At 37.7% G+C, this 26,263-nt stretch carries 26 protein-coding genes; 14 read left to right on the plus strand and 12 right to left on the minus strand.

The window, feature by feature from the left end; all coding sequences use genetic code 11:
- The first annotated feature begins 29 nt into the window (after nucleotides 1–29).
- Entirely contained in the window at nucleotides 30–362 is a 333-nt protein-coding gene (locus CKV78_RS05805) for a zinc ribbon domain-containing protein YjdM (RefSeq protein ID WP_005762865.1), read from the plus strand.
- Nucleotides 363–436: 74 nt separating this feature from the next.
- Here CKV78_RS05805 and CKV78_RS05810 read toward each other — a convergent pair whose 3' ends face one another.
- Nucleotides 437–649: an excalibur calcium-binding domain-containing protein gene (locus CKV78_RS05810; protein WP_005762868.1), complete on the minus strand. Its 213-nt coding sequence runs from the start codon at nucleotides 647–649 to the stop codon at nucleotides 437–439.
- 206 nt (nucleotides 650–855) lie between these two features.
- Here CKV78_RS05810 and rbsD point away from each other — a divergent pair, with 206 nt between their 5' ends.
- The 7 genes from rbsD (at nucleotide 856) to CKV78_RS05845 (ending at nucleotide 7,022) form a co-directional block, all read left to right on the plus strand.
- Nucleotides 856–1,275, plus strand: a complete 420-nt coding sequence (gene rbsD, locus CKV78_RS05815) for a D-ribose pyranase (RefSeq protein WP_005762870.1) — start codon at nucleotides 856–858, stop codon at nucleotides 1,273–1,275.
- Nucleotides 1,276–1,285: 10 nt separating this feature from the next.
- Nucleotides 1,286–2,788, plus strand: coding sequence for a ribose ABC transporter ATP-binding protein RbsA (gene rbsA, locus CKV78_RS05820; RefSeq protein ID WP_005762872.1), 1,503 nt, complete (start codon nucleotides 1,286–1,288; stop codon nucleotides 2,786–2,788).
- Nucleotides 2,789–2,797: 9 nt separating this feature from the next.
- A complete protein-coding gene (rbsC, locus tag CKV78_RS05825) occupies nucleotides 2,798–3,766 on the plus strand; it encodes a ribose ABC transporter permease (protein WP_005762874.1) in 969 nt (322 codons plus the stop codon).
- A 35-nt stretch (nucleotides 3,767–3,801) separates the two neighbouring features.
- Entirely contained in the window at nucleotides 3,802–4,680 is an 879-nt protein-coding gene (gene rbsB / locus CKV78_RS05830) for a ribose ABC transporter substrate-binding protein RbsB (protein ID WP_032855306.1), read from the plus strand.
- A 66-nt stretch (nucleotides 4,681–4,746) separates the two neighbouring features.
- On the plus strand, nucleotides 4,747–5,667 hold the full coding sequence (rbsK, locus tag CKV78_RS05835; protein ID WP_005762878.1) for a ribokinase: 921 nt from the start codon (nucleotides 4,747–4,749) through the stop codon (nucleotides 5,665–5,667).
- Nucleotides 5,668–5,734: 67 nt separating this feature from the next.
- On the plus strand, nucleotides 5,735–6,730 hold the full coding sequence (locus CKV78_RS05840) for a substrate-binding domain-containing protein (protein ID WP_005762879.1): 996 nt from the start codon (nucleotides 5,735–5,737) through the stop codon (nucleotides 6,728–6,730).
- 34 nt (nucleotides 6,731–6,764) lie between these two features.
- Nucleotides 6,765–7,022 carry a hypothetical protein gene (locus tag CKV78_RS05845; protein ID WP_005762881.1) on the plus strand — a complete coding sequence of 86 codons (258 nt, stop codon included), beginning with the start codon at nucleotides 6,765–6,767 and terminating at the stop codon, nucleotides 7,020–7,022.
- Nucleotides 7,023–7,093: 71 nt separating this feature from the next.
- Here CKV78_RS05845 and pheA read toward each other — a convergent pair whose 3' ends face one another.
- From pheA to rfbB, 6 genes are all read right to left on the minus strand, one after another.
- Nucleotides 7,094–8,257 (minus strand): prephenate dehydratase, encoded by a 1,164-nt coding sequence (pheA, locus tag CKV78_RS05850; RefSeq protein WP_005762882.1) that lies wholly within the window; start codon nucleotides 8,255–8,257, stop codon nucleotides 7,094–7,096.
- 47 nt (nucleotides 8,258–8,304) lie between these two features.
- Nucleotides 8,305–9,459 carry an iron-containing alcohol dehydrogenase gene (locus tag CKV78_RS05855; RefSeq protein ID WP_005762884.1) on the minus strand — a complete coding sequence of 385 codons (1,155 nt, stop codon included), beginning with the start codon at nucleotides 9,457–9,459 and terminating at the stop codon, nucleotides 8,305–8,307.
- A 258-nt stretch (nucleotides 9,460–9,717) separates the two neighbouring features.
- Nucleotides 9,718–10,872: a methionine adenosyltransferase gene (gene metK / locus CKV78_RS05860; protein WP_032855232.1), complete on the minus strand. Its 1,155-nt coding sequence runs from the start codon at nucleotides 10,870–10,872 to the stop codon at nucleotides 9,718–9,720.
- 154 nt (nucleotides 10,873–11,026) lie between these two features.
- The gene (gene ndk / locus CKV78_RS05865) at nucleotides 11,027–11,440 is read right to left on the minus strand and encodes a nucleoside-diphosphate kinase (protein WP_005762888.1); all 414 of its coding nucleotides are present in this window, start codon (nucleotides 11,438–11,440) and stop codon (nucleotides 11,027–11,029) included.
- Between the two features lie 15 nt (nucleotides 11,441–11,455).
- The gene (gene pepB, locus CKV78_RS05870) at nucleotides 11,456–12,754 is read right to left on the minus strand and encodes an aminopeptidase PepB (RefSeq protein ID WP_005762890.1); all 1,299 of its coding nucleotides are present in this window, start codon (nucleotides 12,752–12,754) and stop codon (nucleotides 11,456–11,458) included.
- Nucleotides 12,755–12,842: 88 nt separating this feature from the next.
- A complete protein-coding gene (rfbB, locus tag CKV78_RS05875; RefSeq protein ID WP_005762892.1) occupies nucleotides 12,843–13,892 on the minus strand; it encodes a dTDP-glucose 4,6-dehydratase in 1,050 nt (349 codons plus the stop codon).
- Between the two features lie 192 nt (nucleotides 13,893–14,084).
- Between rfbB and infA the strand changes: the two genes are divergently transcribed.
- Nucleotides 14,085–14,303 carry a translation initiation factor IF-1 gene (gene infA / locus CKV78_RS05880; RefSeq protein WP_005717339.1) on the plus strand — a complete coding sequence of 73 codons (219 nt, stop codon included), beginning with the start codon at nucleotides 14,085–14,087 and terminating at the stop codon, nucleotides 14,301–14,303.
- Between the two features lie 58 nt (nucleotides 14,304–14,361).
- Here the strand turns inward: infA and lnt are convergent, their stop codons facing one another.
- The 5 genes from lnt to galT all read right to left on the minus strand — a co-directional run bounded on the left by lnt (nucleotide 14,362) and on the right by galT (nucleotide 20,286).
- Nucleotides 14,362–15,903 (minus strand): apolipoprotein N-acyltransferase, encoded by a 1,542-nt coding sequence (lnt, locus tag CKV78_RS05885; protein ID WP_005762894.1) that lies wholly within the window; start codon nucleotides 15,901–15,903, stop codon nucleotides 14,362–14,364.
- A 62-nt stretch (nucleotides 15,904–15,965) separates the two neighbouring features.
- The gene (corC, locus tag CKV78_RS05890; RefSeq protein WP_005762896.1) at nucleotides 15,966–16,868 is read right to left on the minus strand and encodes a CNNM family magnesium/cobalt transport protein CorC; all 903 of its coding nucleotides are present in this window, start codon (nucleotides 16,866–16,868) and stop codon (nucleotides 15,966–15,968) included.
- Between the two features lie 119 nt (nucleotides 16,869–16,987).
- The gene (gene galM, locus CKV78_RS05895) at nucleotides 16,988–18,019 is read right to left on the minus strand and encodes a galactose-1-epimerase (RefSeq protein WP_005762897.1); all 1,032 of its coding nucleotides are present in this window, start codon (nucleotides 18,017–18,019) and stop codon (nucleotides 16,988–16,990) included.
- Nucleotides 18,013–19,170 (minus strand): galactokinase, encoded by a 1,158-nt coding sequence (galK, locus tag CKV78_RS05900; protein ID WP_005762899.1) that lies wholly within the window; start codon nucleotides 19,168–19,170, stop codon nucleotides 18,013–18,015. The genes galM and galK overlap by 7 nt, the downstream gene beginning before the upstream one ends.
- Nucleotides 19,171–19,239: 69 nt before the next feature.
- Nucleotides 19,240–20,286 carry a galactose-1-phosphate uridylyltransferase gene (galT, locus tag CKV78_RS05905; protein WP_005762901.1) on the minus strand — a complete coding sequence of 349 codons (1,047 nt, stop codon included), beginning with the start codon at nucleotides 20,284–20,286 and terminating at the stop codon, nucleotides 19,240–19,242.
- Nucleotides 20,287–20,508: 222 nt separating this feature from the next.
- Here galT and CKV78_RS05910 point away from each other — a divergent pair, with 222 nt between their 5' ends.
- From CKV78_RS05910 to CKV78_RS05930, 5 genes are all read left to right on the plus strand, one after another.
- On the plus strand, nucleotides 20,509–21,516 hold the full coding sequence (locus CKV78_RS05910; protein ID WP_005762902.1) for a substrate-binding domain-containing protein: 1,008 nt from the start codon (nucleotides 20,509–20,511) through the stop codon (nucleotides 21,514–21,516).
- 166 nt (nucleotides 21,517–21,682) lie between these two features.
- A complete protein-coding gene (gene mglB, locus CKV78_RS05915; RefSeq protein ID WP_005762903.1) occupies nucleotides 21,683–22,675 on the plus strand; it encodes a galactose/glucose ABC transporter substrate-binding protein MglB in 993 nt (330 codons plus the stop codon).
- 60 nt (nucleotides 22,676–22,735) lie between these two features.
- A complete protein-coding gene (gene mglA / locus CKV78_RS05920; RefSeq protein ID WP_005762904.1) occupies nucleotides 22,736–24,256 on the plus strand; it encodes a galactose/methyl galactoside ABC transporter ATP-binding protein MglA in 1,521 nt (506 codons plus the stop codon).
- A 24-nt stretch (nucleotides 24,257–24,280) separates the two neighbouring features.
- The gene (gene mglC / locus CKV78_RS05925) at nucleotides 24,281–25,291 is read left to right on the plus strand and encodes a galactose/methyl galactoside ABC transporter permease MglC (protein WP_005762905.1); all 1,011 of its coding nucleotides are present in this window, start codon (nucleotides 24,281–24,283) and stop codon (nucleotides 25,289–25,291) included.
- Nucleotides 25,292–25,566: 275 nt separating this feature from the next.
- Nucleotides 25,567–26,121, plus strand: a complete 555-nt coding sequence (locus tag CKV78_RS05930) for a hypothetical protein (protein ID WP_005762906.1) — start codon at nucleotides 25,567–25,569, stop codon at nucleotides 26,119–26,121.
- The last annotated feature ends 142 nt before the right edge of the window (nucleotides 26,122–26,263 follow it).

Below are 26,263 nucleotides of genomic sequence, written 5' to 3' on the forward strand. Positions count from 1 at the left end.
GCGTCATTTTTATTGAGAGGAAAAATCAAATGGAACAAATGCCAAATTGTCCAAAATGTAACAGTGAATTTGTGTATCACGATTCTGTAAATTTCGTTTGCCCAGATTGCAGCCACGAATGGTCAGGCAACGAAGTAGTTGAAAGTGATGAAAAAGTAGTAAAAGATAGCAATGGCAATATCTTACAAGACGGCGACTCAGTGATTTTAATTAAAGATTTGAAAGTGAAAGGCTCATCAATTGTCTTGAAAAAAGGCACTAAAGCGAAAAATATTCGTTTAGTCGATGCAGATCATGATGTCGATTGCAAAATTGACGGTCAAAGTTTTTCATTAAAATCTGAATTTTTGAAAAAAGCTTAATTACAAATATCCTAATAGAAAAAAGTGCTGTTTTACCTAAATAACAGCACTTTTCTATTCACCTTTTTAGTTTTTTATCTTCGACAACTAGTAGAACCATATTTACTACCACCAGGCAAACATTCACAGGCTTCACCGTCACCATCACCATCTAACTGTGGAGCATTATGACGTTCCATATAGCGTTGTGCCTGCTCTTGTGTTGCAAAACTTTTACAACTCACTCGCTTTGCATAACTAGAAAATGTCAATGTACTTAATAAAAGTAGCAAACATATTTGTTTCATTTGATCTCCTTGTTATCCAGAAACACTGTTTATTCGAAGATTTTAAAATCAGTATGGATCAACATCTAGCACAATATTCAAGAAATTATTTGATCAACTTCACAGTTCTGACAAAACGGTTTTGCACTTTTTGAATTTACTCTTACACTAACTAAAAAACCATCGAAACGTTTCGATAAGGATTTTACCAGAATAAGAGGTAAGCAATGAAAAAGACAACTATACTTAATGCACAATTATCACAAGCAATCGCAACATTAGGTCATACTGACCACTTAACTATTTGCGATGCAGGCTTACCTATTCCAAACACAATTGAACGTATTGATCTTGCACTAACCGCTGGCGTGCCAAGCTTCTTGCAAACCTTTAATGTCGTAGTCTCAGAAATGTATGTTGAACGAGCTGTGATAGCACAAGAAATTCACGAGAAAAATTCTGAAATTTTGACCGCACTTTTAAATGATCTTGCACAGCTAGAACAGCAACAAGGTAATATCATAGCAGTTGAATATGTCAGTCACGAAACGTTCAAAACACTTACCCATTCTAGTAAAGCCATTGTTCGCAGTGGTGAATGTTCTCCTTATGCCAATGTAATTTTATATTCTGGTGTACCGTTTTAAGAGGCTCACAATGCAACAGGAAACCTTACTCAAAATCAGTGGCATTGATAAATCCTTCCCTGGTGTAAAAGCGCTTAGTAATGCCTGTTTATCCGTGTACGCAGGGCGTGCAATGGCATTAATGGGTGAAAATGGTGCGGGTAAATCAACGCTGATGAAAGTTCTTACCGGTATTTATAGCAAAGATGCCGGCACGATCGAATATTTAGGCCAAACAGTCGCGTTCAAAGGTCCTAAAGATTCACAAGAAGCTGGGATTAGCATTATTCACCAAGAATTAAACTTGGTCGGCAATCTCACTATCGCTGAAAACATTTTTTTAGGTCGTGAGTTTGTCACCGCTTGGGGGGCAATCGACTGGAAAAGAATGCATCACGAAGCGGATAAATTATTAAAGCGTTTAGGAGTAACACATAGTAGCCATTTGCTTTGTTCTGAGCTTTCAATTGGTGAACAACAAATGGTGGAAATCGCAAAAGCGTTAAGTTTTGAGTCAAAAGTCATCATTATGGATGAACCTACTGATGCGCTCACAGACACGGAAACAGAAGCGTTATTTAAAGTAATTCGTGAGTTAAAAGCTGAAAAACGTGGCATTGTTTATATTTCTCACCGTATCAAAGAAATTTTTGAAATTTGTGATGATGTGACGGTATTACGTGATGGTCAATTTATTGGTGAACGTGCTGTATCTGATTTAGACGAAGACAGTCTAATTGAAATGATGGTAGGACGTCGTTTAGATGAACAATATCCACATTTAGACCAAGCACCTGGTGATGTGTTACTTGAAGTGGAAAACTTAACGGGTAGCGGTATTCACGATGTAAGTTTCACATTACGTTGCGGAGAAATTCTCGGTATTTCAGGCTTAATGGGGGCAGGCCGTACTGAACTAATGAAGGTGCTTTATGGTGCACTGCCTCGTACAAGCGGAAAAGTGCGGTTACATCAAAAAGAAATTTTCAATACTTGTCCGCAAGATGGTTTAAATAACGGAATTGTCTATATTTCGGAAGACCGTAAAGGTGATGGCTTAGTGCTTGGAATGTCTGTTAAAGAAAATATGACATTAACTGCTCTCGAATATTTCTCAAAAGTTGGTCATATCAATCAACAAGCTGAAAAACTTGCAGTCTCTGATTTTATTATGATGTTTAACATCAAAACACCAAGCCAAGATCAGCAAATCGGTCTGCTTTCAGGTGGTAATCAACAAAAAGTTGCTATTGCAAAAGGCTTGATGACTCGTCCAAAAGTATTGATTTTAGACGAACCAACTCGTGGTGTTGATGTTGGTGCAAAAAAAGAAATCTATCAATTGATCAATGAATTTAAGAAAGACGGTTTGAGTATCATTATTGTGTCTTCAGAAATGCCCGAGGTATTAGGCATGAGCGATCGTATTTTAGTCATGCACGAAGGGCGCATAAGCGCAGAATTCCAACGTGAGGAAGCAACTCAAGAAAAATTATTGGCAGCAGCTATCGGCAAAAGTGCGGTATCAATTTAAGGATGTTTTATGACAACGCAAACTAAACCTTTCCAACTTGGAAAATTTTTAATTGAACAACGTTCGGTAATTGCATTACTGGTGTTAATTGCCATCGTATCAATGATCAACCCTGACTTTTTCAGTGTTGATAATATCTTAAATATTCTACGTCAAACCTCTGTCAATGCGATTATCGCTGTTGGTATGACATTCGTCATCCTAATTGCTGGGATTGACTTGTCTGTGGGCTCAGTCCTTGCACTAACGGGGGCAATCGCAGCCTCAATGGTTGGTTCTGAATTACCGATTCTCCTCGTGATTCCAGCGGTACTTTTAATTGGTACATTGCTTGGTGGTATGAGTGGTATCATCGTGGCAAAAGGTAAAGTACAAGCCTTTATTGCAACTCTTGTCACAATGACTTTACTGCGTGGTGTCACAATGGTGTACACCGATGGTCGCCCAATCAGCACCGGATTTTCTGATGGCGCAGACGCATTTGCTTTCTTAGGAACAGGCTATATATTTGGTATTCCTGTGCCAATTTGGATTATGGCATTTGTGTTCGCTGCTTCTTGGTATGTATTAAAACACACTCGTATTGGTCGCTATATTTATGCATTGGGAGGCAATGAATCTGCAACTCAATTATCCGGTATTAATGTTAATAAAATTAAAATCTTCGTTTTTGCAGTCAGTGGTTTCTTATCTGCATTAGCGGGATTAATTGTGACCTCTCGTCTTTCTTCTGCGCAACCAACAGCAGGTGTTTCTTATGAATTGGATGCAATTGCAGCCGTTGTGGTTGGCGGAACTAGTTTAATGGGGGGAAAAGGTCGTGTGATGGGTACATTAATTGGTGCATTAATTATTGGCTTCTTAAATAATGCACTAAATTTATTAGATATCTCATCCTATTATCAAATGATAGCAAAAGCATTAGTTATTTTGGTTGCTGTTTTAGCCGATAACTACCTTGGAACAAAAAAAGTTTAACCACTACTCTGTAAGGAGAATCTGAAATGAAAAAATTGCAAAAATTAACCACCTTAGCCTCAGCCTTAATGTTGAGTTTAAGTGTCAGTGTGGCAGCAATAGCAAAAGATACTATTGCATTAGCAGTATCAACCTTAGATAACCCATTCTTCGTGACCCTAAAAGATGGTGCTCAAAAAAAAGCTGATGAGTTAGGTTATAAATTAGTGGTACTCGACTCACAAAATGACCCTGCAAAAGAATTGGCTAACGTTGAGGATTTAACTGTACGTGGAGTGAAAGTATTATTAATCAATCCAACAGACTCTGAAGCTGTTGGTAATGCTGTCAAAATGGCTAATCGTAACAAAATTCCCGTAATTACATTAGACCGAGGTGCCGCAAGTGGAGATGTTATTGCACATATTGCGTCAGACAACGTGGCTGGTGGTAAAATGGCTGGTGACTTCATCGCTGAAAAATTAGGTGCTGGTGCAAAAGTAATTCAATTAGAAGGCATTGCAGGTACATCAGCAGCACGTGAACGTGGTGAAGGCTTCAAACAAGCAATCGAAGCACATAAATTTGATGTATTAGCAAGTCAACCTGCTGATTTTGACCGTACTAAAGGCTTAAACGTAATGGAAAACTTACTTGCAAGTAAAGGTGACGTTCAAGCGGTATTCGCACAAAATGATGAAATGGCATTAGGTGCATTACGTGCAATTAAAGCTGCAAATAAAAATGTATTAGTGGTAGGCTTTGACGGTACTGAAGATGGCGTGAAAGCAGTTCAAACAGGGAAAATGGCTGCAACCATTGCTCAGCAACCAGAACTTATCGGTGCATTAGGTGTTGAAGCTGCTGATAAATTATTAAAAGGCGGTATTGTTCCAACGAAAATACCAGTAGATCTCAAGGTAATTAGCAAATAATATTGATATCTTAGGGCAGGCAATTCGTCTGCCCTCTTACAACTAAAGAAGAGAAGTGAGAGAAATATGAAAAAACTTACCGTTCTTGGCAGTGTGAATGCCGATCATGTGATTTCTGTACCGCACTTTGTGCAACCGGGTGAAACACTAATGGGGAGCAATTACCATATTGCTTATGGCGGTAAAGGAGCCAATCAAGCTGTGGCCGCTGCAAGATTAGGTGCAAATATCGATTTTATTGCTTGTATTGGCGGTGATGACATTGGTCAAGCAATGAAAAAAGAATTTGAAAAAGACGGTATGAATACCGATGCTGTTGTGGCAATCCCAGACCAAATGACTGGCATTGCAATGATTCAAGTCGCTGCTAGTGGAGAAAATAGCATAGTGATTTCAGCTGGAGCTAACGCCTATTTAAAAGAAGATATTGTTGAAAAATTCGCTGATAAAATCACGCAAGCAGATGCATTATTAATGCAATTAGAAACGCCATTAAGTGCGGTCATTGCAGCTGCTAAATTAGCTAAATTAGCAAGCACGAAAGTGGTATTAAATCCAGCACCAGCACAAACACTTCCAGATGAATTGTTAACACAATTAGACATGATTACCCCAAATGAAACTGAAACTGAAATTCTCACTGGAGTAAAAGTAGTTGATGAACAAAGTGCAGCACAAGCTGCTGATGTTTTCCACAGCAAAGGTATCGAGACGGTATTGATAACGCTTGGCTCAAAAGGCGTTTACGTGAGTCAACAAAGCAAATACAGCGAAGTCATACCGGGTTTTCGCGTACAAGCTAAAGACACCACTGCGGCAGGAGATACGTTTAATGGTGCATTAATGACCGCACTTTTAGAAAATCAATCACTATTAGAGGCAATTCGCTTTGCACACGCAGCAGCAGCGATTAGCGTGACTCGTGAAGGTGCACAGCCTTCAATTCCAAGTCGGGAAGAAACGCTGACATTTTTACAAGAGCAATAATAGAAAGATGCCTACTTAACCATAGAAACTTTATCCCAACAGAAAGAGTGTAAATGAGACGTTCAAAATGCCAACAATGAAAGACATTGCAAGGATTGCACAAGTATCCACTTCCACCGTTTCACACGTAATCAATAATTCTCGTTTTGTGAGCGATGAAATTCGTGAAAAAGTTATGGCTGTAGTAAAAGAACTCAATTACACCCCTTCTGCACTTGCCCGTAGCCTGAAAGTGAAAGAAACCAAAACGATTGGTTTGTTAGTAACCGCCACAGATAACCCATTTTTTGCCGAAGTAGTGAGTGGCGTGGAGCGCTATTGCCATCAACATCATTACAACTTAATCCTCTCTACTACTGAAGGAAGTAAGGACCGTTTGTTAAACAATCTCAATACGTTAGTACAAAAGCAAGTAGACGGTTTGTTATTGATGTGTGCAGATGCACGTTTTCATATTGGTAAAGATCTTAATCTCAATTTACCTTTTGTAATTATGGACTGGTGGCCAACGGAAGAGAGTGCAGATAAAATTTATGAAAATTCAGAATATGGAGGCTATCTCGCAACCAAAGCCCTCATTGATAAAGGTCATAGAGTGATAGCAATCATTACTGGCAACTTAAAAAAATCCTTGGCACAGAATCGTTTGAAGGGATATCAAAAAGCACTTAAAGAAGCCCAAATTAAACCTAATCCAAATTGGGTTATCGAAAGTCATTTCGACTTTGAAGGCGGAATGCGAGGAATGGAAAAAGTGCTTGAGCTCAATCCTCGCCCGACGGCTGTATTTGCGTGTAGCGATAGTATTGCTTTTGGTGCATATCAAACCATTTGGCGACAAGGGCTAGCGATTCCACAAGATATTTCAATTATTGGCTACGATAATATTCAGCTTGCACAATATATGTCCCCCCCCCTTAGTACGATAAGCCAGCCCACGGCAGAATTAGGCAAACTTGCCGTCGAAACTCTGTTACAGCGCATTAAAAACCCAAAAGAAAATTACCGCACTTTGTTGCTCAAACCAGAGCTTATTCTCAGGGAATCAATTCAATCACGCTAGCACGCAATCTTATAAATTAGAAGTTAGAAAAAAGATGTTTAGATTTTTTAATGGATTATTTATTTCTGTTGACTTATTCACCTTATTTATCATTGCTGTGATCGCCATTGTTTTAGGATTTCACTTATTTCCGATTACCTCTTATATAATTGCAGGCGCTTTTCTTGCCGCCATATTGGCAATTTCATTCGAAGAATATATACAACCTAAACTCGCTCTTGCGACCAAACTGAATATTATCCAAGCTTTTAAAGCAGGCTTAAAAAAAGGTTTAGAACACAGCAAAAAATAGAGCCTATTGGTTAGCTTTTTCGATTTATACTTTCATTACAATAAAAAACGTGGGGAATCCCACGTTTTCTTTCATACATCAACTTCAACAGGCTTAATAATCTCGCTTGGATAGCAACCTAATACTTTCAAGTAATTGCTATATTGTTTTAATTCGTCCAAGGCTTGTTGCGTTTCTGGATTATGAATATTGGCTTCGATCTCCAAATAAAACATCTCTTCCCAAGACCTTCCATAAATTGGACGCGACTCTAATTTTGTCATATTAATTTGATGTTTCTTGAATACTAAAAGCGCATCAACTAACGCCCCTGCCTTTTGCGCAGTACTCATTAACAACAATGTTTTGGTATGAATTTGTGGTGACACTTTCAATGGATTTTTCGCCACTACAATAAAGCGCGTAATGTTGTTCGATTGATTTGCGATATTAGATTTTAATACGCTCAATCCATATAAATGCCCACCATCTTCATTACCTAATGCTGCAATATTTGGTTTATTTAAGCTAGACACTAATTGCATTGCATGTGAGCTACTTTCACAATATTCAATATGCACTCGCTCTAAACTCTTGATAAATTGACTACATTGTTGAATCACTTGTGGATGACTATAAAGCGTATCAATTTTGCTTAAATCAGTCTGACCATTCACTAGCACACAATGCTTAATTGGATAAGCTAATTCACCGACCAAAGACAAATCAGTATGCTGTAATAAATCATACACTTCATTAATTGCACCGGAGGTAGTATTCTCCAAAGGCAACACACCATAATCTGCCTCACCTTTGTTGACTCTATCAAAGATCTCATCAAAAGAGCTACAACTCAATTCAACTAAATTTTCTTGATAACGTGTCGCATAATTACGCGCAGCCAAATTAGAATACGAACCACGTTTGCCTAGAAAAGCAATGTGAATATTTTGTTCGCGTTTCTCATTCAGTTTTTTCTGCAAATAAACCTGCTGAGTCACTACGGAGTCCTCAATAATACGTTGAAAAATCTCCATAATATATTGAGGTTCAAGTTGATAATTTTGGCTTTCTGAAAATTGAACAAGTTCTTGCAATAGCTGTTGTTCACGCACTAAATCACGTAGAGGCTTCTGTGTTACCTCTTTGCTACGAGCTACATCAAATGCTAATCGATGGCGCTCAGACAGCAATTTTAATAAAGCACGATCAATACGCGTAATTTGCTGACGGATTTCACTTAAATCAAGAGACATATTTTTTCCCGCTAAAATAAAAATCTGGTGAAAGCTGACCGCACTTTTTACAGTGCGGCATATAAAATTTCTTTCACTGCTTGGCGATCTAAATTTTTGTGTTCACCTAAGTTATAACCTTGATGTTGTTCTAATTTATCTAAAATAACAGAAAATTGGCTATCATCAATAGAATAATCACGGAAACGTGTTTTTACGCCCATTTGTTCGAAAAATTCTCTAGTACGTTGAATGGCATAGTCCACAGCCTCATCTGCGTTTTCACCATTAAATTGCCAAACTCGCTGTGCAAATTGAATAATTTTTGCTCGTTTATGTATTTTTTGGTGCATCATTAATGAAGGTACAACAATCGCAAGAGTTTGGGCATGATCTAAACCATACAATGCTGTTAATTCATGACCAATTGCATGTGAAGCCCAATCCTGAGGTACTCCTACGGATAGAATATTATTAAGCGCCATTGTCGCAGACCACATAATGTTAGCTCGAACATCATAATCTGCTGGATTTTGTAGTGCTTTTGGACCTTCTTCAATCAACGTTTGGAATACTCCTTCAGCAAAACGATCCTGAATCTTTGCATTCACTGGGTAAGTCATATATTGCTCAAAAGTATGCACAAATGCGTCTACAACACCATTTGCTGTTTGTCTTTCTGGTAAAGAATAAGTAGTTGTTGGATCTAACACCGCAAATACAGGACGAACGAGCTCCGAAGCAAAAGATAGTTTATCTCCAGTCTCTTTACGGCTAATCACTGCATAGCCATTCATTTCTGAACCTGTCGCTGGCAATGTCATCACTGTGGCAACAGGAATAGTTTCCGTAATAGGAGCATGTTTTGCCAAAATATCCCAAGGTGCTCCGTTAAAAAGCGCAGCGCTTGCAATGAATTTACTGCCATCTAAAACAGAGCCCCCACCTACAGCTAAAATAAAATCAATATTTTCTTTTTTTACTAACTCAACGGCGTTCATCAAGGTTTCATAAGTTGGATTAGGCTCGATACCTGAAAATTCGATCCATTCGAAATCAGCTAAAGCAGCCTCTACTTGTGAAAAAACACCATTCTTTTTCACACTTCCGCCACCCGTAGTTACTAAAATACGGGCATTTTTAGGAATATGCTGGCTGATTTTTTTGATTTGTCCTTGACCGAAAATAGCTAAGGTAGGTAATTGGAAAGTAAAATTAAACATTGTTATTGCTCCTTAAATTGGGCCATTGTGAATAAAGTTCAGTCTATATCCAAAGCAGTGAGTGCATAAATCTACTAGGTTGATAGCATGAAGATTATTAGATGCATAAATATAACGTTAGAAAAGATTGATAACTTTTTAAATATCCTACTTCATTATACCATGATGCCATTTGTCCTCTATCATTGATCTAATTTCCCTAAAAGATTTTCCAATAAAAAAGGCGAATCTTGTTCGCCTTTATTTAATAAATTAATTTTATTTTAATCCAGATGCTGCTCTTAATTCTTCAGCCCTATCCACTTTTTCCCAAGGAAATTGTTCGCGACCGAAGTGACCATAAGCAGATGTTTCACGGTAAATTGGTTGAATCAGGTTAAGCATTTTAATTAAACCGTATGGACGTAAATCAAAGAATTCACGCACTAACGACACTAACAATTCATTTGCCACTTTACCTGTACCAAAGGTTTCCACCATAATTGATGTTGGAGCTGCAACACCAATTGCATAAGAAAGTTGAATTTCACAGCGTTCTGCAAGTCCTGCAGCAACAATATTTTTGGCTACATAACGAGCAGCATAAGCTGCCGAGCGATCAACTTTTGATGGATCTTTACCTGAGAAGGCACCACCACCATGACGTGCAGCTCCACCGTAAGTATCAACAATAATTTTACGACCGGTTAAACCACAATCCCCCATAGGTCCACCAATTACAAAACGACCAGTTGGGTTAATAAAATATTTCGTGTCTTTTGATAACCATTCAGCCGGTAATACTGGCTTAATAATTTCTTCCATTACCGCTTCATGTAAATCTTTTTGGCTGATACTATCACAATGCTGAGTTGAAAGCACAACCGCATCTACACCAACAATTTTGTTATCTTCATATTTTAATGTCACTTGGCTTTTCGCATCTGGTCGCAACCAAGGTAGAGTATCATCCTTACGCACTTTCGCTTGACGTTCCATCAAACGGTGTGCATACGTAATTGCCGCAGGCATTAATACATCAGTCTCATTAGTTGCGTAACCAAACATAATGCCTTGATCTCCCGCACCTTGATCTAATGGGTTCTCACGATCTACGCCTTGGTTAATATCAGAAGATTGTTTACCAATTGCATTTAATACTGCACAAGAGTGACCATCGAAGCCCATATCTGAATGTTTATAACCAATATCACAAATGACTTGACGTGTTAAATTTTCAATATCAACCCAGGCTGATGTAGTAATTTCACCACCTACTAATGCCATACCTGTTTTTACATAAGTTTCACAGGCAACTCGTGCTTTAGGATCTTGTTTTAAAATTTCATCTAGTACCGCATCTGAAATTTGATCGGCAATTTTATCTGGATGCCCTTCTGACACCGATTCTGATGTGAACAAATAACTAGACATAATATCCTTCTTTTTAATTAATTTAGATGTTTCTGCGTCTGGACGGCTATAATACGCCTTTAAATGAAAAATTCAATCTTTAAATCAGAAAAATTTCCCCTTTCTTAAACAAAAAAGGGGGAAATTTGGTAGGGAAAACGAGAAATGTGCAAATTTAGAAAATTTCGCTTTCGACAAAGAAATAAGCAATTTCTCGCTTTGCGCTTTCCAGACTATCAGAACCATGTACAGAATTTTGGCGTTGATTAATCGCAAATTCTTTACGCAATGTGCCCTCTTCCGCTTGTTCTGGATTCGTTGCGCCAATCAAAGTGCGGTAATCTTTAACTGCATTTTCTTTTTCCAATACCAAAACAACAATAGGTGCTGTCAGCATATAAGCGACTAAATCGTGGAAAAATTCTCGACCTTGATGCTCTACATAAAACCCTTCGGCTTGAGCTTGGTTTAAATGCAACATTTTCGCCGCTGCAATGCGGAATCCTGCCTGTTCAAAACGAGCTAAAATAGCACCAATTAAATTACGTTTAACCGCATCTGGTTTGATAATTGCTAACGTTTTTTCCATTACGATATGAAATCCTTAAGAGTTCGATTGAGTTAATAAAAGATTCGCTAAAGTTTGTACACCAATGCCTGTTGCACCTACTGCCCATAAGTCACTTGCTGTTTTACGATAGGTCGCCGAACAGTCAATGTGTAACCAATTTTGTTGATAATTTTTCACGAAATAAGATAAAAATGCTGTTGCAGTACTTGCCCCAGCCCCCACTGGTACAGTGCCTGTATTCGCAATATCTGCAAAGGCAGTACTAATTTGTGAACGGTGTAATTCAGCAAATGGTAAACGCCAGAAAGGTTCTTGCTCAATTTCTGCGGCTTTAAATAAGGCATCGACTAATTTATCATCCATTGAAAGCACACAATGGTAGTCATTACCCACAGCCACTTTTGCTGCTCCCGTTAAGGTTGCACAATCAATAATAAATTGTGGATGTTGTTTATCCGCTTCAAGTAGACCATCGGCAAGCACCAAGCGTCCTTCGGCATCAGTATTTAAAATTTCAGCTGTTACACCATTACTATAAGTGATAATATCGCCAAGTTTGAAAGCATTGCTACTCACTAGGTTTTCGGCACAACATAAATATAGTTTCACACGTTTTTTTAAACCACGCGCAATGGCTAAACCTAATGTGCCTGTCAATAAGGCTGCACCGCCCATATCAGTGCGCATTGTACTCATACCATCACTTGGTTTGATACTATAACCACCACTATCAAAAGTAATGCCTTTTCCGACCAAACAGGCTAAAACAGGCTCATCTGGGTTGCCCGTTGGGTTAAAATCCAGTTGTAACATCGCTGGCGGGTTTGCAGAACCACGACCAACATTCCAAATACCTTGATAATTTTTTTCTTTTAATTCATCACCTGAAATAATGGAAAAACTTACCGCACTTTTATCGCCATACTCTTCTGCTTGTTCTTCAATAAATTCTGCTGCTCGCTTAGCTAGCTCAACAGGAGTAATTACTTCCGCAGGTAAATTAATAATGTCACGCACAAAATCACCACATTGAATACGAGCCAAAAGCTCTGCTTGTGGTTCATCATCTAGCACTGGAAATTCCAAGGCATAATCTTGTTTTGCACTATAAAAACCTTGATAAAATGCCCAACAATTTTCTAAATCCCAATTATCACCAATCAGTTCTACATCTTTGATATTTTGAGCACGTAATTTACGTGCTACTTTTTGCACCGCCAAACAATCTGAAAGCGATTTAATATGGATAACAGCTTGATCATTTTGAAAACTTAATATCGCATTTTGCCCCCAAACCTCGCTTGCGGCTTGAGTTGATAAGATAACTTGCATTGACATAAGAAATCCCTTTTAAAATAAGTGGTAAGAAAAAGTGTTCTCAATATATCAGCTTTTCACTCATTTGTATCTGATTGTGAGTTTATCTTTTACTTTGGGTGGTAAAATATTGTACATACCACTTCACTGTATTTCGTAAGCCTTGTGTAAAATCTGTTTTGGCTTGCCACCCCAATTCAGTATGAATTTTATTTAGATTCAAGGCATATCGTCTATCGTGACCGGGGCGATCTTGCACAAAGCAAATCAACTGATTGAAATCCTGAATATTGGTCAATTGTGGTTCAAATATTTGTAAGTCTCCTACTTGACGTAATTCGTTTAAAAAGCCACAAATCTGGCTCACCACGTCGAAATTAGTAAGTTCATTGTTTCCACCAATATTATAATGCTCCCCCTCTTTGCCATTGACTAACACCTGATATAAAGCTTCAACATGATCATTGACAAATAACCAATCTCGTCGTTGTTGACCATCACCATAGATCGGCAAACTTAGCCCTTGCAAAGCACGACATATCATTAATGGAACTAATTTTTCGGGATATTGATAAGGTCCATAATTATTCGCACTGTGTGTCACTAATATTGGCAATCCATAAGTGCGATGCCAGGCTTGTACTAAATGATCGCTAGACGCCTTGGAAGCTGAATAGGGGCTACTTGGCTGATACTGGTTATTTTCAGTAAATGCTTGCTCATCAAGAGCTAAATCACCATACACTTCGTCAGTAGAAATATGTAAAAAACGGAATTCTGTTTTTTTCTTGATAGGTAAATATTGCCAATATTGGCGAGTAGCTTCTAACAGCTGATAAGTGCCTACAATATTAGTTTGAATAAAATCTGCCGCACCTAGAATGGAGCGATCTACATGACTTTCTGCTGCTAAATGCATAATTGCATCAGGTTGATATTGCTCAATGAGCTTTGCTATCGTCAAATAATCACAAATATCTACTTGTTCAAAAATATAACGGGGATTTTCTACCACGCTTTGTAAGCCTTCAAGATTGGCTGCATAGGTTAGTTTGTCCACATTTAATACAGAATGTGGTGTTTCCGCCAAAAGATAGCGGATTAACGCAGAGCCAATAAAACCTGCTCCACCAGTAATCAAAATTTTTTTCATTGTTTTTCTCTTATCGCAATATCCTTACTTAATACGCTAGCAAAATACGACCTATCTTACCCTCTTCTTGAAACATACATAATAAAAACTTTCCTGTTCAAAACAAAAACTGTATAATCCGCAAAGATTTTTTAACGAGATTCCGCCAACAAACAAAGTGCGGTAATAATTTAAGTTTATTTAGAGGAAGCAATGGCAAAAGAAGATTGCATTGAAATGCAAGGCACTATTTTAGAAACCTTGCCAAACACGATGTTTCGTGTTGAATTAGAAAACGGCCACGTCGTTACCGCTCATATTTCAGGTAAAATGCGCAAAAATTATATCCGTATTTTAACTGGCGACAAAGTGACTATCGAAATGACACCTTATGACTTAAATAAAGGTCGCATTATTTTCCGTAGTCGTTAATTTGTTCCAAGAAAAAGCACTGAATTTTCAGTGCTTTTTCTTTTATGTCGTTTTATTTTTACGACTGTGTTTTGAATAAACGGCGTCTGACTAACAGACCAATACCGCGTAGCACCACGAGCAATAAAGCAAGTGCGTATAATGGCATATTACCTAATACCGAATAAGGTGTTTTACCTGTTGTCGGTGCAATTTGGTGCGTTAAAGACGTTTCAATAAACTGTGGTGCTTGTGCCACTAACGCTCCTTTTTCATCAATAAATGCCGTCACGCCAGTATTTGTCGCACGAATAACAGGTTTACCTAACTCAAGTGCACGCATTCTTGCCATTTGTAAATGCTGCCAAGGGCCAATCGAATCCCCAAACCACGCATCATTTGAAATTGTCACAATGAAATTACTCTCTTTATGTAAATTTTGGCGGAGTTGCTCACCTAAAATAATTTCATAGCAAATTGCCGCACTAAATTTCTGCCCTTTTACTGCTAATGGTGATTGTAATTCTTCACCCGATTGAAACGCTGACATTGGCAAATTAAATACCGTTCCCAACGGACGTAACACAGCCTCTAACGGCACATATTCACCAAAAGGCACTAGATGATGTTTGTTGTAACGATTTTTACTATTCAAACTATAAGGCTTTTCTTGACTACCTAAAGCAATAATAGAGTTAAACAGTTTGCCTAAATTTGCATCGTGATAAATTGTCCCGATCATCAATTCAGTACCATTTTGACTCGCCACTTGCTGCAAACTGTGGAAAAACGGCTGAATGTCATTTTCCAATACTGGCAATGCCGATTCTGGCAATATGATCACATCACTTTTGCCTAAATGTTGCATAATCAATTTCTGATAAATATCTAAAGTGCGGTAAAGATATTCAGGATCCCATTTTAGATTCTGTTCAATATTGCCTTGTAGTAAGCTCACCGTAAGGCGTTTATCTTCTTCTTTTTGCACATAATTCACTTGCGATGCGTAGACACTTAACCCCGCGACAATCGCTAACACCATTGTTTGAGAAACAACTAAATGCCATTTTTTCTCTGATTGGAAAAACACAGAAATAACGCTAAAAATGACCGCACTTGCCCACATCACAAAGAATGTGACACCCTCAACACCAAAAATCGGTGCAAGCCCCGCAAAAGGACTATCAATTTGACTATAACCAAACTGTAACCACGGGAAACCGGTGAAAAGCCAGCCTCTTAAAAATTCTGTAAACGTCCAAATAACAGGAAAGATTGCCAAGCCAGTGACTTTAAAACGCTGAACCAGATAGGCAAATAATACGGGGTAAAGTGAAAGATAAGCCGACAATAACACGACAAGCAAATAGCTCACCGCAAGAGACGCGCCTCCAAACTGGTGAATACTGACGTGTAACCAATTGACACCAAAAGTAAAAAAGCCCATTCCCCATAGAAATGCGCCCCAAAGTGCGGTCTTTTTCTGTGGATTTTTCACTATGAAAAGCAAACCAATCAATGAAAGATACGCACAAGCCCAATAATCGAAAGGGGAAAATGCAAATACGCCAATCACACCTGAAATCAGCGCAATAAGATAAGTTAATAGAGAATTTTTCATAGTCTTCCCAGAATAATTAAGCACGAGTGAAAACTCGTGCTATTTGAATATTTATAACAAAGTTATTCTTCTTTATATTCTTCTGCTTTTTCAATTTCTGCTAACTGTTCATCCGTCACAGTAACGCGTAATTGAATAATACGACGGCTGTCAGCAGAAGTGACTTTGAAATTAATATTATCAACGGTGATCTCTTCACCCCGTTTCGGTAAATAACCAAAGGCTTGCATCACAACGCCACCAATAGTATCTACTTCTTCATCTTCAAAATCAGTATTAAATTGTTGGTTGAAATCATCAATATCCGTTAATGCACGCACAGCATAAGTGTGGCGAGAAAGTTGGCGAATATTCACTACTTCTTCTTCGTCAAACTCATCTTCGATATCACCTACAATTTGCTCTAAAATATCTTCAATTGTGACTAAACCTGATACCGCACCAAATTCATCGACCACAATCGCCATATGGAAACGCTCTGAACGGAAATCTTTAAGCATACGATCAACACGTTTACTTTCTGGTACAATCACTGCCGGTCTTAACAAAGGCAGTAAATCAAACTCTTCTGCATTAGAGCGTAAAAAACGTAATAGATCTTTGGCGTGTAAAATGCCTGCGATGTTATCTCTTTCATCAGTAATCACTGGAAAACGAGAGTGTGCAGATTCAATAATAGTATCAAGGCAGGAATCCAAATTTTGCTCGGTTTGAATAAACACGATTTGTGAACGAGGAATCATAATATCGCGAACACGCAGTTCTGCAATTTCCATTACCCCTTCGATCATTTCTCGAGTATTTTGATCAATAAGGTCATTTTGTTCAGAATCTCGAATTACTTCAACGAGTTCTTCACGATTTTTTAGCTCTCCTTGGAAAAAACGTCCAAAAAGCGATTGAAAAAAACTTTTTTTATTAGAGTGTTCAGAATGAGATAAATTTGATTGTTCTTCGTTTGCCATAAATTTTTGAATAAGTATCTGTCAATATTGACTGTTGAAAATTAACATATTTTGGATGAGATAGCAAAAAAAGCCCCTAGACAGAGGGGCAAAGGAACTAACATTCGCATTTATCGTTATTATAAGAATTGAAATCTTGTCCAATGATGATATTTTTCATTGGCTTTAGTCATACCTCCATACTTCCACCATTCTGGATGATTTGGTGTATCTGGTAAGGCTTGGCTTTCTAACGCCACACCTGAATAATCCTGATACGTACCACTATTTCTGGCAGGGTTTCCCCCTAAAAAATTCCCAGTATAAAGTTGCAAAGCCGGTTGAGAAGTCCACACTTGCATAGTTAGAGAATTATCCGATGCACGTAAAACTGCACTCGGCTCTTGATTATTCGTTTTATTCAATAAAAACGCATGATCATAACCTTTTACAATGACTTGATCATCTTGTAAAAAATCCTGTGCTATTGGCTTCAAATGCCGGAAATCAAAACTCGTCTCTTGTAAAGCTGTTAGAGGGGAATTTGGAATCCCTTCCATATCCACCGGTAAATAATAATTTGCATTTAAGCTTAAAAAATGTGAACGAATATCAACTCCATGTATAGCGTCCACTAAATTAAAATAGGCGTGATTAGTTAAATTTAATGGCGTATCCTTATCACTGATTGCGTCAAATACAATTTCAACGCAATTCTCTTCCGTAAGATAATAAGTGACTGTAACCTCAAGATTTCCTTGAAAACCCTGATCACCATCTGGTGAAAATAATTTAAAACTTACCGCACTTTCACCACATTTTTTTATCAGCCAACGTTGTTTATCAAAACCAATTACACCACCGTGTAAATGATGCAGATTTTGATTTGTAGTTAAACTAAACTCTTTTCCTTTCAAACTAAATTGACCGTTTGCAATACGGTTTGCATAACGCCCTACCGTTGCACCAAAATAAGCATTTTGTACTTGATAATGTTCAATCTCACAGCCAATCAATACTTCTCGCAATTCATTTTGTACAGGCACCTTGCAAGACATCCAAGTTGCTCCCCAATCCATTACTTGGATAGACATTCCCTTACGATTAGAGAGCGTAACAACTTGATAAGGTAAACCATCCGGCGCTATTCCCTGTGCCGTTTGTACTAGCATACACTCACTCCCTGTGATGCTGTACAAACATAGAAGTCTTCTTTTAATCCCGTCTGTTTTTCATAATTGTCTGCAATAATTTGGCGTACCGCATCCACTTTATCAATTGGGGCAACAGCAACAATACAGCCGCCAAAACCACCACCTGTCATTCGAGCACCACCCTCTCGGCCAATCGCTACCTGAGCTAACTCAACTAAATAATCAATTTGTGGCACAGTAATCTCAAAATCATCACGCATTGAATCATGGGATTGCGCCATTAACTCACCTAACAATGCTAAGTTACCACTTTTTAATGCTTCTACCGCATCCAATACACGCTGATTTTCAGTCACCACATGACGTGCACGTTTTGCGACATCCACATCAAGTGCGGTCAGTTCTGCCTCTTTTTCTTTAAACTGCGCAAGAGAAACATCACGTAATGCTTTTACACCAAAAAATTTCGCTGCAGTTTCACACTGCTGACGACGAGTATTATATTCTCCTGCCACTAAATCGTGTTTTACATGTGAATTGACAATCATCACAGCCACATCCTGTGGAATTGGCGTAGGAGTTGTTTCCAATGTACGACAATCAATCATCAAAAGATGATCTTGTTGTCCCAAAGCAGAAATTAACTGATCCATGTTACCGCATTGACAACCAACAAATTGGTTCTCTGCTTTTTGGCCAATTAACGCAATATCCGTATTCGTTAATGACAAGTTGCCGAGTTGCTGACAGAATTTTCCAACTCCTACTTCCAATGAAGCTGAAGAACTCAACCCCGCAGATAAAGGTACATTGCCTGAAATCACTACATCTGCACCATTGCAAAACTCAGGACAACGCTCTTTAATAAATTTCACAATTCCACGTACATAGCCAGCCCATTTTTTTTCTGGATTCGGCGTAATAGGTTGATTAACATCAAATTCATCCCACTCTTTTAAGTCGCTGGCATAAACCTTGAAAATTCCGTCATCACGTTTTCTACCACAAACCGCCGTTCCATAATTAATGGCACAAGGCATAACAAAACCATCATTGTAATCAGTATGCTCACCGATGATATTTACTCGTCCCGGTGCATAAACGCATAATACTGCTTGTTCTTTAAAATGCTCTTCAAACAATGATTTTGCTACGACTAATGGTGTCATAAGTACGCTCCTTTACTTTTTATTATTTAAAACTTCAAATGATAAAAGGTGTAATACCTAATGGTGTTGTTATTTTTCTTTATAATGTATTTCGCTTAATGCTTGTAAACGTTGTGCGGCTTGTTCGGCCGTTAAATCACGTTGTGACTCACCTAACATTTCATAACCCACCATAAATTTTCTCACTGTTGCAGAACGCAACAATGGCGGATAAAAGTGCGCGTGTAACTGCCAATGCTCATTCTCTTCACCGTTAAACGGTGCTGCGTGAAAACCCATTGAATAAGGGAATGAGGTTTCAAACAAGTTATCGTATTTTGTTGTTAATTTTTTCAATGCTAACGCAAGATCTTTTGCTTGTTCTTCCGTTAAATCAGTTAAACGTTTTACATGTGCTTTTGGTAACAACAATGTTTCAAACGGCCAAATTGCCCAATAAGGTACAACGGCTAACCAATGTTCAGTTTCCACCACAATGCGCTCTTTTAATTCCATTTCACGTTTCGCATAATCCATTAGCATTACAGAACCGTATTTTGCTAAATAAGCACGTTGTGTTTGGTCTGCGCGAGCAACTTCATTTGGTAAAAAACTATTCGCCCAAATTTGACCATGGGGGTGAGGATTTGAACATCCCATTGCAGCCCCTTTATTTTCAAAAATCTGCACCCATTGGTATTTTTGACCAAGCTCACGTAATTGCTCTTGCCAAACTTTTACTACTTCAGTAATTTCATCAACACTTAATAAAGGAAGCGTTTTACTATGGTCAGGTGAGAAGCAAATGACTCGACTTTCGCCTTGTGCCTTTGAAATCTGAAACAAAGGATCATCTGATTTTTCTGGATTTGGTGTGTCTTCTAACAATGCAGAAAAATCGTTTTTAAAGACATAAGGCTTATGATAATTTGGGTTTTCTTCACCAGTAATACGTTTATTACCAGGACAAAGATAGCAACTCGGATCATAGTTTGGTTTTTCATCCTCGCTTACTTTCTCCTGCTGTCCTTGCCAAGGGCGTTTTGCCCGATGAGGAGAAACTAATACCCATTGATCCGTCAATGGATTGTAACGACGATGAGGATGCTCCGTTGGCTCAAATTGCTGATGAGTCATCTACTACTCCTTTTTTGAAACCGCTTACATTTATATTGTGGCATAAGATAACAAATTCTGCAAAATAAACTGTTAAGCGGATCACAAAATTTAGAATTTATTAGTGGCTTTGATTATTTTTTGTGACTTAGTAAACAAATTTACCAGTAACCGTTTTCAAATTATCCCTATTTTTTATATGATATTGGCAATATTATTTGATTATTTAGAAGGTAGAAAGATATGGTTACGATTCACGATGTTGCGAAAGAAGCAGGTGTTTCTGTCGCGACTGTTTCACGAGTATTAAATAATCACCCTTCTGCAAGTGCAAAAGCCCGTTTAGCTGTCGAAAGTGCGGTACAAAAACTAGGTTATCAACCAAATGCCAACGCACAGGCATTAGCAATGAAGAATACTGATACTATTGGAGTCGTAGTTACTGATGTAACAGATCCTTTCTTCGCAATTTTAGTTAAAGCAGTCGATAAAGTTGCTGAAGAATATAAAAAAACGATTTTGATTGGAATTGGTTACCACAATGCTGAAAAAGAAATGGAGGCAATTGACACTTTATTACGTAAGCGTTGTAGTTGCCTTGTTGTACATTCTAAAGCATTAACTGATGAGACATTAAAAAATTATTTTGCCAAAGTGCCTGGAATGGTTCTCATCAATCGCATTGTAGAAGGTTATGAAAACCGTTGTGTGAATTTAGATAATCAAAAAGGCACTTACCTAGCAACAGAAATGCTCATCCGCCTTGGCCACAAAAATATCGGTTACATTGGCTCAAATCACTACATTAGTGATGAAATGGAACGAAAAATGGGCTATCTAAAAGCCCTCGAAAACAACAATATTACATTTAATGAGCACGCTGTAACTCACAGCTCACCTGATTTTGAAGGGGGAGAAGAGGCAATGATCAACTTACTTAGTTACAACTCAGATCTCACTGCAGTTGTTGCTTATAACGACTCAATGGCAGCTGGTGCAATTTCCGTATTAAATGAAAACAACATTAATGTTCCAAAACAATTTTCAATCATTGGTTTTGATGATATGCCAATCGCACGCTATCTCATACCCAAACTTACAACTGTAAGGTATCCTATTGATTTAATGGCTAATTATGCTGCAAAACTGGCGCTAAGTTTAGCGCACCAAGAAATTAGCGCACCAACAAATATCCAATTTAACCCAACGCTCGTACGGCGTTTCTCAACAGAGCAACCCGATAAAATGTGATCTCAATAACATTTTCACCATTAACTTGTAATCGTTTTCACAAATGTGAGTAAGATCACAGTCTTCAACCCATTTTTACAGTATTATGCGAACCAGTTATCTAGGCAAAGTGGGTTAAAAGCAAAAAGATAATGCCATCTAATGAATATAACACAGGAGAGTTATTATGAAAAAAACCGTTTTTAGTGCAGTTGCTTTAGCAATAAGTTTAGGTATTGCCTCTTCAGCAGCTCAAGCGGCAGATCGTATTGGTGTAACCATTTACAAATATGACGATAACTTTATGTCGCTAATGCGCAAAGAAATTAATAAAGAAGCGGAGCAATTCAAAAATATTGAGTTATTAATGAATGACTCACAAAATGCACAAGCGGTGCAAAATGACCAAGTTGATGGTTTAATTTCTAAAGGTGTGAAAGTGTTAGCAATCAACTTAGTTGACCCAGCAGCAGCTCCAACAATTATCGGTAAAGCAAAACCAGATGACATTCCTGTTATTTTTTTCAATAAAGACCCTGGCGCAAAAGCAATTGGTAGCTATGAACACGCTTACTATGTGGGTACAGATCCAAAAGAGTCTGGATTAATCCAAGGCTCATTAATTGCTAAACACTGGAAAGCAAACACAGCATACGATTTAAACAAAGACGGTAAAATCCAATATGTATTATTAAAAGGTGAACCAGGTCATCCAGATGCAGAAGCACGTACTAAATTTGTTATCGAAGAATTAAATAACCAAGGTATCCAAACTGAACAATTATTCATCGATACTGGTATGTGGGATGCCGCATTAGCGAAAGACAAAATGGATGCGTGGTTATCAAGCTCTAAAGCAGGTCAAATCGAAGTAATCATTGCAAACAACGACGGTATGGCTATGGGTGCATTAGAAGCAACTAAAGCCCACGGTAAAAAATTACCAATCTTCGGTGTTGATGCATTACCAGAAGTATTGCAATTAATCAAAAAAGGCGAAATCGCAGGTACGGTATTAAATGACGGTGTGAATCAAGGTAAAGCCGTTGTTCAATTAAGTAACAACCTTGCAAAAGGTAAACCAGCAACTGAAGGTACAAAATGGGAATTAAAAGACCGTGTAGTACGTATCCCTTACGTGGGCGTTGATGCTGACAATTTAGCTGATTTCTTAAAATAACAAATAAGTTGTAACTTTCGGGGAGGTTCATCCTCCCCTCTTTTTTATGTGAGGTTGGATATGACCACTCAAACTCCAAATCAAGACAGTGAAATACTGCTCACAATGACCAATGTCTGTAAATCCTTTCCTGGTGTAAAAGCATTAGATAACGCTAACCTTACTGTTCGTTCTCATTCTGTTCACGCATTGATGGGTGAAAATGGCGCTGGAAAATCAACATTATTAAAATGCTTATTTGGAATTTATAGCAAAGACGAAGGTGATATTCTTTTCTTAGGCAAGCCTGTTGATTTTAAAACATCAAAAGAGGCTTTAGAAAACGGAATTTCAATGGTACACCAAGAGCTAAACTTGGTAAAACAAACCACTGTAATGGATAACCTTTGGTTAGGTCGCTATCCATTAAAAGCAGGCTTTGTTGATCACGGAAAAATGTATCGTGACACCAAAGCAATTTTTGAAGAGTTAGATATTGATATCGAGCCAAAAGAAAAAGTGTCCAGACTTTCTGTGTCACAAATGCAAATGATCGAAATTGCAAAAGCCTTCTCTTATAATGCCAAAATCGTGATTATGGATGAGCCAACTTCTTCTCTCTCAGAAAAAGAAGTTGAACATCTTTTCAAAATCATTGCAAAGCTCAAAGAGCGAGGCTGTGGCATCATTTATATTTCACATAAAATGGACGAGATTTTCAAAATTTGTGATGAAATTACGATTTTACGTGATGGAAAATGGATCAACACCGTTGAAGTGAAAAACACAACAATGGATGAAATTGTGTCAATGATGGTAGGTCGTGAACTTACACAACGTTTCCCTCCAAAAACAAACACACCAAAAGAAACTATCTTAACCGTAGAAAATTTAACCGCACTTAATCAACCATCAATTCAAGATATCAGTTTTGAATTACGCAAAGGTGAAGTATTAGGTATTGCAGGACTTGTTGGCGCAAAACGCACAGATATTGTAGAAACTATTTTCGGTGTACGTGAACGCAAATCAGGTTTGATTAAGCTACACGGTAAAGAAATGAAAAACCGTAATGCATTTGAAGCAATTAATAACGGTTTTGCCCTTGTTACCGAAGAACGCCGTTCTACTGGTATTTATGCAAACTTAAGCATTGAGTTTAACTCTTTGATTTCAAATATGAAATCTTACATCTGTAAGTTAGGGTTATTAAGCAATGCAAAAATGAAAAGCGATACTCAATGGGTAATCGATTCGATGAATGTGAAAACTCCATCACATAAAACGAATATTGGTTCATTGTCTGGCGGCAACCAACAAAAAGTCATTATCGGTCGTTGGTTATTAACGCAACCAGAAATCTTAATGTTAGACGAACCAACACGTGGTATCGACATTGGTGCGAAATACGAAATTTACCAGCTCATTATGGAATTGGCGAAAAAAGATAAAGGCATCATTATGATTTCTTCTGAAATGCCAGAATTGTTAGGGGTAACTGACCGTATTCTGGTGATGAGTAACGGTAAAGTCGCTGGCATTGTGAATACCGCAGAAACCTCACAAGAAGAAATTCTACAACTCGCTGCAAAATATTTATAAAACACAGAATTAAGGAAATAAATTATGGCTGCGTTACAACAAAACAAATCCCTTGATTTCTTTAAACAAAATGCAATCTACTTTGTATTATTAATTTTACTCGGGATCATCATTGTTCAAGATCCAACCTTCTTGAACCTAAGAAACTTCAGCAACATCTTAACTCAATCATCTGTACGCTTAATTATCGCATTAGGTGTGGCAGGCTTACTTGTTACACAAGGTACTGACTTATCAGCCGGTCGCCAAGTAGGTCTTGCTGCGGTGGTTTCAGCAACCTTGCTTCAAGCAATGGATAACTTTAACCGTGTATTCCCTGACTTACCTGAATTATCTATTCCATTAGTAATCTTAGTTGTTTGCGCTATTGGTGCAGTAATTGGTTTAGTCAACGGCTTAGTGATCGCTTACTTAAACGTAACTCCATTCATCGCTACAATGGGAACAATGATCATTGTTTACGGTATCAACTCGCTTTATTACGATGCGGTAGGTGGTTCACCAATTGCAGGCTTTAATGAAACTTTCTCGACTTTTGCACAAGGTTTCTTTAAATTTGGTTCATTCAAACTCTCTTACATCACTATTTATGCAGCTGTTGCAACCTTTTTAGTATGGGTACTTTGGAATAAAACACGTTTCGGTAAGAATATCTTTGCTATCGGTGGTAATCCTGAAGCTGCGCGCGTATCAGGTGTAAATGTAGCTCGTAACTTAGTGGTTATTTATATGATCGCAGGGATGTTTTACGGCTTCGGCGGTATGCTAGAAGCTGGTCGTATCGGATCAGCGACAAATAACTTAGGCTTTATGTACGAGTTAGATGCTATCGCAGCTTGTGTAGTAGGTGGTGTATCATTCGCTGGTGGTGTAGGTACAGTTATCGGTGTAGTGACGGGAGTACTCATCTTCACCGTTATCAACTACGGATTAACTTACATTGGTGTAAACCCATATTGGCAATACATTATTAAAGGTAGTATTATCATCTTAGCAGTGGCAATCGATTCCCTCAAATATGCGAAGAAAAAATAAAAAAGCATATAGTACTAGCAAATCAAAAGGCGATTCTATGAATCGCCTTCTTTTCCTCTCTGCTCTTGGTTTCTAACAAACAAAAGTGCGGTAAAATTTTCAAAAATTCTACATACTTTTGATGTCATTTATCAATTAGAAAAGATATCCACATAATCATACATCAGACGAAAAATACTGATAATAATCGCTATTAAAACTCCATTTGATATTCTATAATGAAATTGTAGTACACAAATTATACAGTGTTATTCATGTAAAATAAGGAGACTATAATGAAAAAAATCACTCAACTCAGTTTAGCTGCACTTTTGGCGTTTAATCTTGCTGCTTGCGATAATGCAAACAAAACAAGTTCAAATACTGAAACCGCAAAAAAAGCAGAAATCCAACTCAGTCCACAAGAACAGTTCCGCTACGATTATGAAAAATTCGATAAATGGTATAGTGAATCAGAAAAAGAAATGAATGAACAGTTTAAGTCAATTGAAGAAAAAATGGCAAAATTACAAAGTAATAATGGCAGTATGACTTCAGAAGATATTGATAAATTATTTATACCTTTTACTGAAAAAAGTAATAAAGCCTTGCAAGAATTAGATACGCTTAATTTTAAGGATCCTGAACTCATTAACTATGCAACATTGGTTAAACAAGCTTACCAAGGTGGTATCGAGACCTTACCATTGATGTTGAAAATGGCACTTGAACCAGGTAAAGCTATTCAAGACATTTCAAAAATAGAAGCTAAATTCAATGCGTTCGAAAAAGTCCAACAAGATATGGAAAAAGAAAAAGTACGCTTAAAACAAAAATATGAACAAAAATAATTAGATATTTTACCCCGAAATAAAATAGCCATCATTATAGTTGGCTATTTTTTAGTTTTTAATTAGCTTTCAAAAATACCTCGGATTTACATAAATTGATCAATATACAAAAATATTGATAATAAAAAACTACCCCATCAAT

The organism is Pasteurella dagmatis, assembly GCF_900186835.1.
In the GTDB taxonomy this organism is placed as follows: domain Bacteria; phylum Pseudomonadota; class Gammaproteobacteria; order Enterobacterales; family Pasteurellaceae; genus Pasteurella; species Pasteurella dagmatis.

Bases quoted from the DNA above. Each gene is read 5' to 3' on its own strand.
- CKV78_RS05805 (WP_005762865.1), top strand. From the start codon at position 30: ATGGAACAAATGCCAAATTGTCCAAAATGTAACAGTGAATTTGTGTAT.
- CKV78_RS05810 (WP_005762868.1), bottom strand. From the start codon at position 649: ATGAAACAAATATGTTTGCTACTTTTATTAAGTACATTGACATTTTCT.
- rbsD (WP_005762870.1), top strand. From the start codon at position 856: ATGAAAAAGACAACTATACTTAATGCACAATTATCACAAGCAATCGCA.
- rbsA (WP_005762872.1), top strand. From the start codon at position 1,286: ATGCAACAGGAAACCTTACTCAAAATCAGTGGCATTGATAAATCCTTC.
- rbsC (WP_005762874.1), top strand. From the start codon at position 2,798: ATGACAACGCAAACTAAACCTTTCCAACTTGGAAAATTTTTAATTGAA.
- rbsK (WP_005762878.1), top strand. From the start codon at position 4,747: ATGAAAAAACTTACCGTTCTTGGCAGTGTGAATGCCGATCATGTGATT.
- CKV78_RS05840 (WP_005762879.1), top strand. From the start codon at position 5,735: ATGCCAACAATGAAAGACATTGCAAGGATTGCACAAGTATCCACTTCC.
- CKV78_RS05845 (WP_005762881.1), top strand. From the start codon at position 6,765: ATGTTTAGATTTTTTAATGGATTATTTATTTCTGTTGACTTATTCACC.
- pheA (WP_005762882.1), bottom strand. From the start codon at position 8,257: ATGTCTCTTGATTTAAGTGAAATCCGTCAGCAAATTACGCGTATTGAT.
- CKV78_RS05855 (WP_005762884.1), bottom strand. From the start codon at position 9,459: ATGTTTAATTTTACTTTCCAATTACCTACCTTAGCTATTTTCGGTCAA.
- metK (WP_032855232.1), bottom strand. From the start codon at position 10,872: ATGTCTAGTTATTTGTTCACATCAGAATCGGTGTCAGAAGGGCATCCA.
- ndk (WP_005762888.1), bottom strand. From the start codon at position 11,440: ATGGAAAAAACGTTAGCAATTATCAAACCAGATGCGGTTAAACGTAAT.
- pepB (WP_005762890.1), bottom strand. From the start codon at position 12,754: ATGCAAGTTATCTTATCAACTCAAGCCGCAAGCGAGGTTTGGGGGCAA.
- rfbB (WP_005762892.1), bottom strand. From the start codon at position 13,892: ATGAAAAAAATTTTGATTACTGGTGGAGCAGGTTTTATTGGCTCTGCG.
- infA (WP_005717339.1), top strand. From the start codon at position 14,085: ATGGCAAAAGAAGATTGCATTGAAATGCAAGGCACTATTTTAGAAACC.
- lnt (WP_005762894.1), bottom strand. From the start codon at position 15,903: ATGAAAAATTCTCTATTAACTTATCTTATTGCGCTGATTTCAGGTGTG.
- corC (WP_005762896.1), bottom strand. From the start codon at position 16,868: ATGGCAAACGAAGAACAATCAAATTTATCTCATTCTGAACACTCTAAT.
- galM (WP_005762897.1), bottom strand. From the start codon at position 18,019: ATGCTAGTACAAACGGCACAGGGAATAGCGCCGGATGGTTTACCTTAT.
- galK (WP_005762899.1), bottom strand. From the start codon at position 19,170: ATGACACCATTAGTCGTAGCAAAATCATTGTTTGAAGAGCATTTTAAA.
- galT (WP_005762901.1), bottom strand. From the start codon at position 20,286: ATGACTCATCAGCAATTTGAGCCAACGGAGCATCCTCATCGTCGTTAC.
- CKV78_RS05910 (WP_005762902.1), top strand. From the start codon at position 20,509: ATGGTTACGATTCACGATGTTGCGAAAGAAGCAGGTGTTTCTGTCGCG.
- mglB (WP_005762903.1), top strand. From the start codon at position 21,683: ATGAAAAAAACCGTTTTTAGTGCAGTTGCTTTAGCAATAAGTTTAGGT.
- mglA (WP_005762904.1), top strand. From the start codon at position 22,736: ATGACCACTCAAACTCCAAATCAAGACAGTGAAATACTGCTCACAATG.
- mglC (WP_005762905.1), top strand. From the start codon at position 24,281: ATGGCTGCGTTACAACAAAACAAATCCCTTGATTTCTTTAAACAAAAT.
- CKV78_RS05930 (WP_005762906.1), top strand. From the start codon at position 25,567: ATGAAAAAAATCACTCAACTCAGTTTAGCTGCACTTTTGGCGTTTAAT.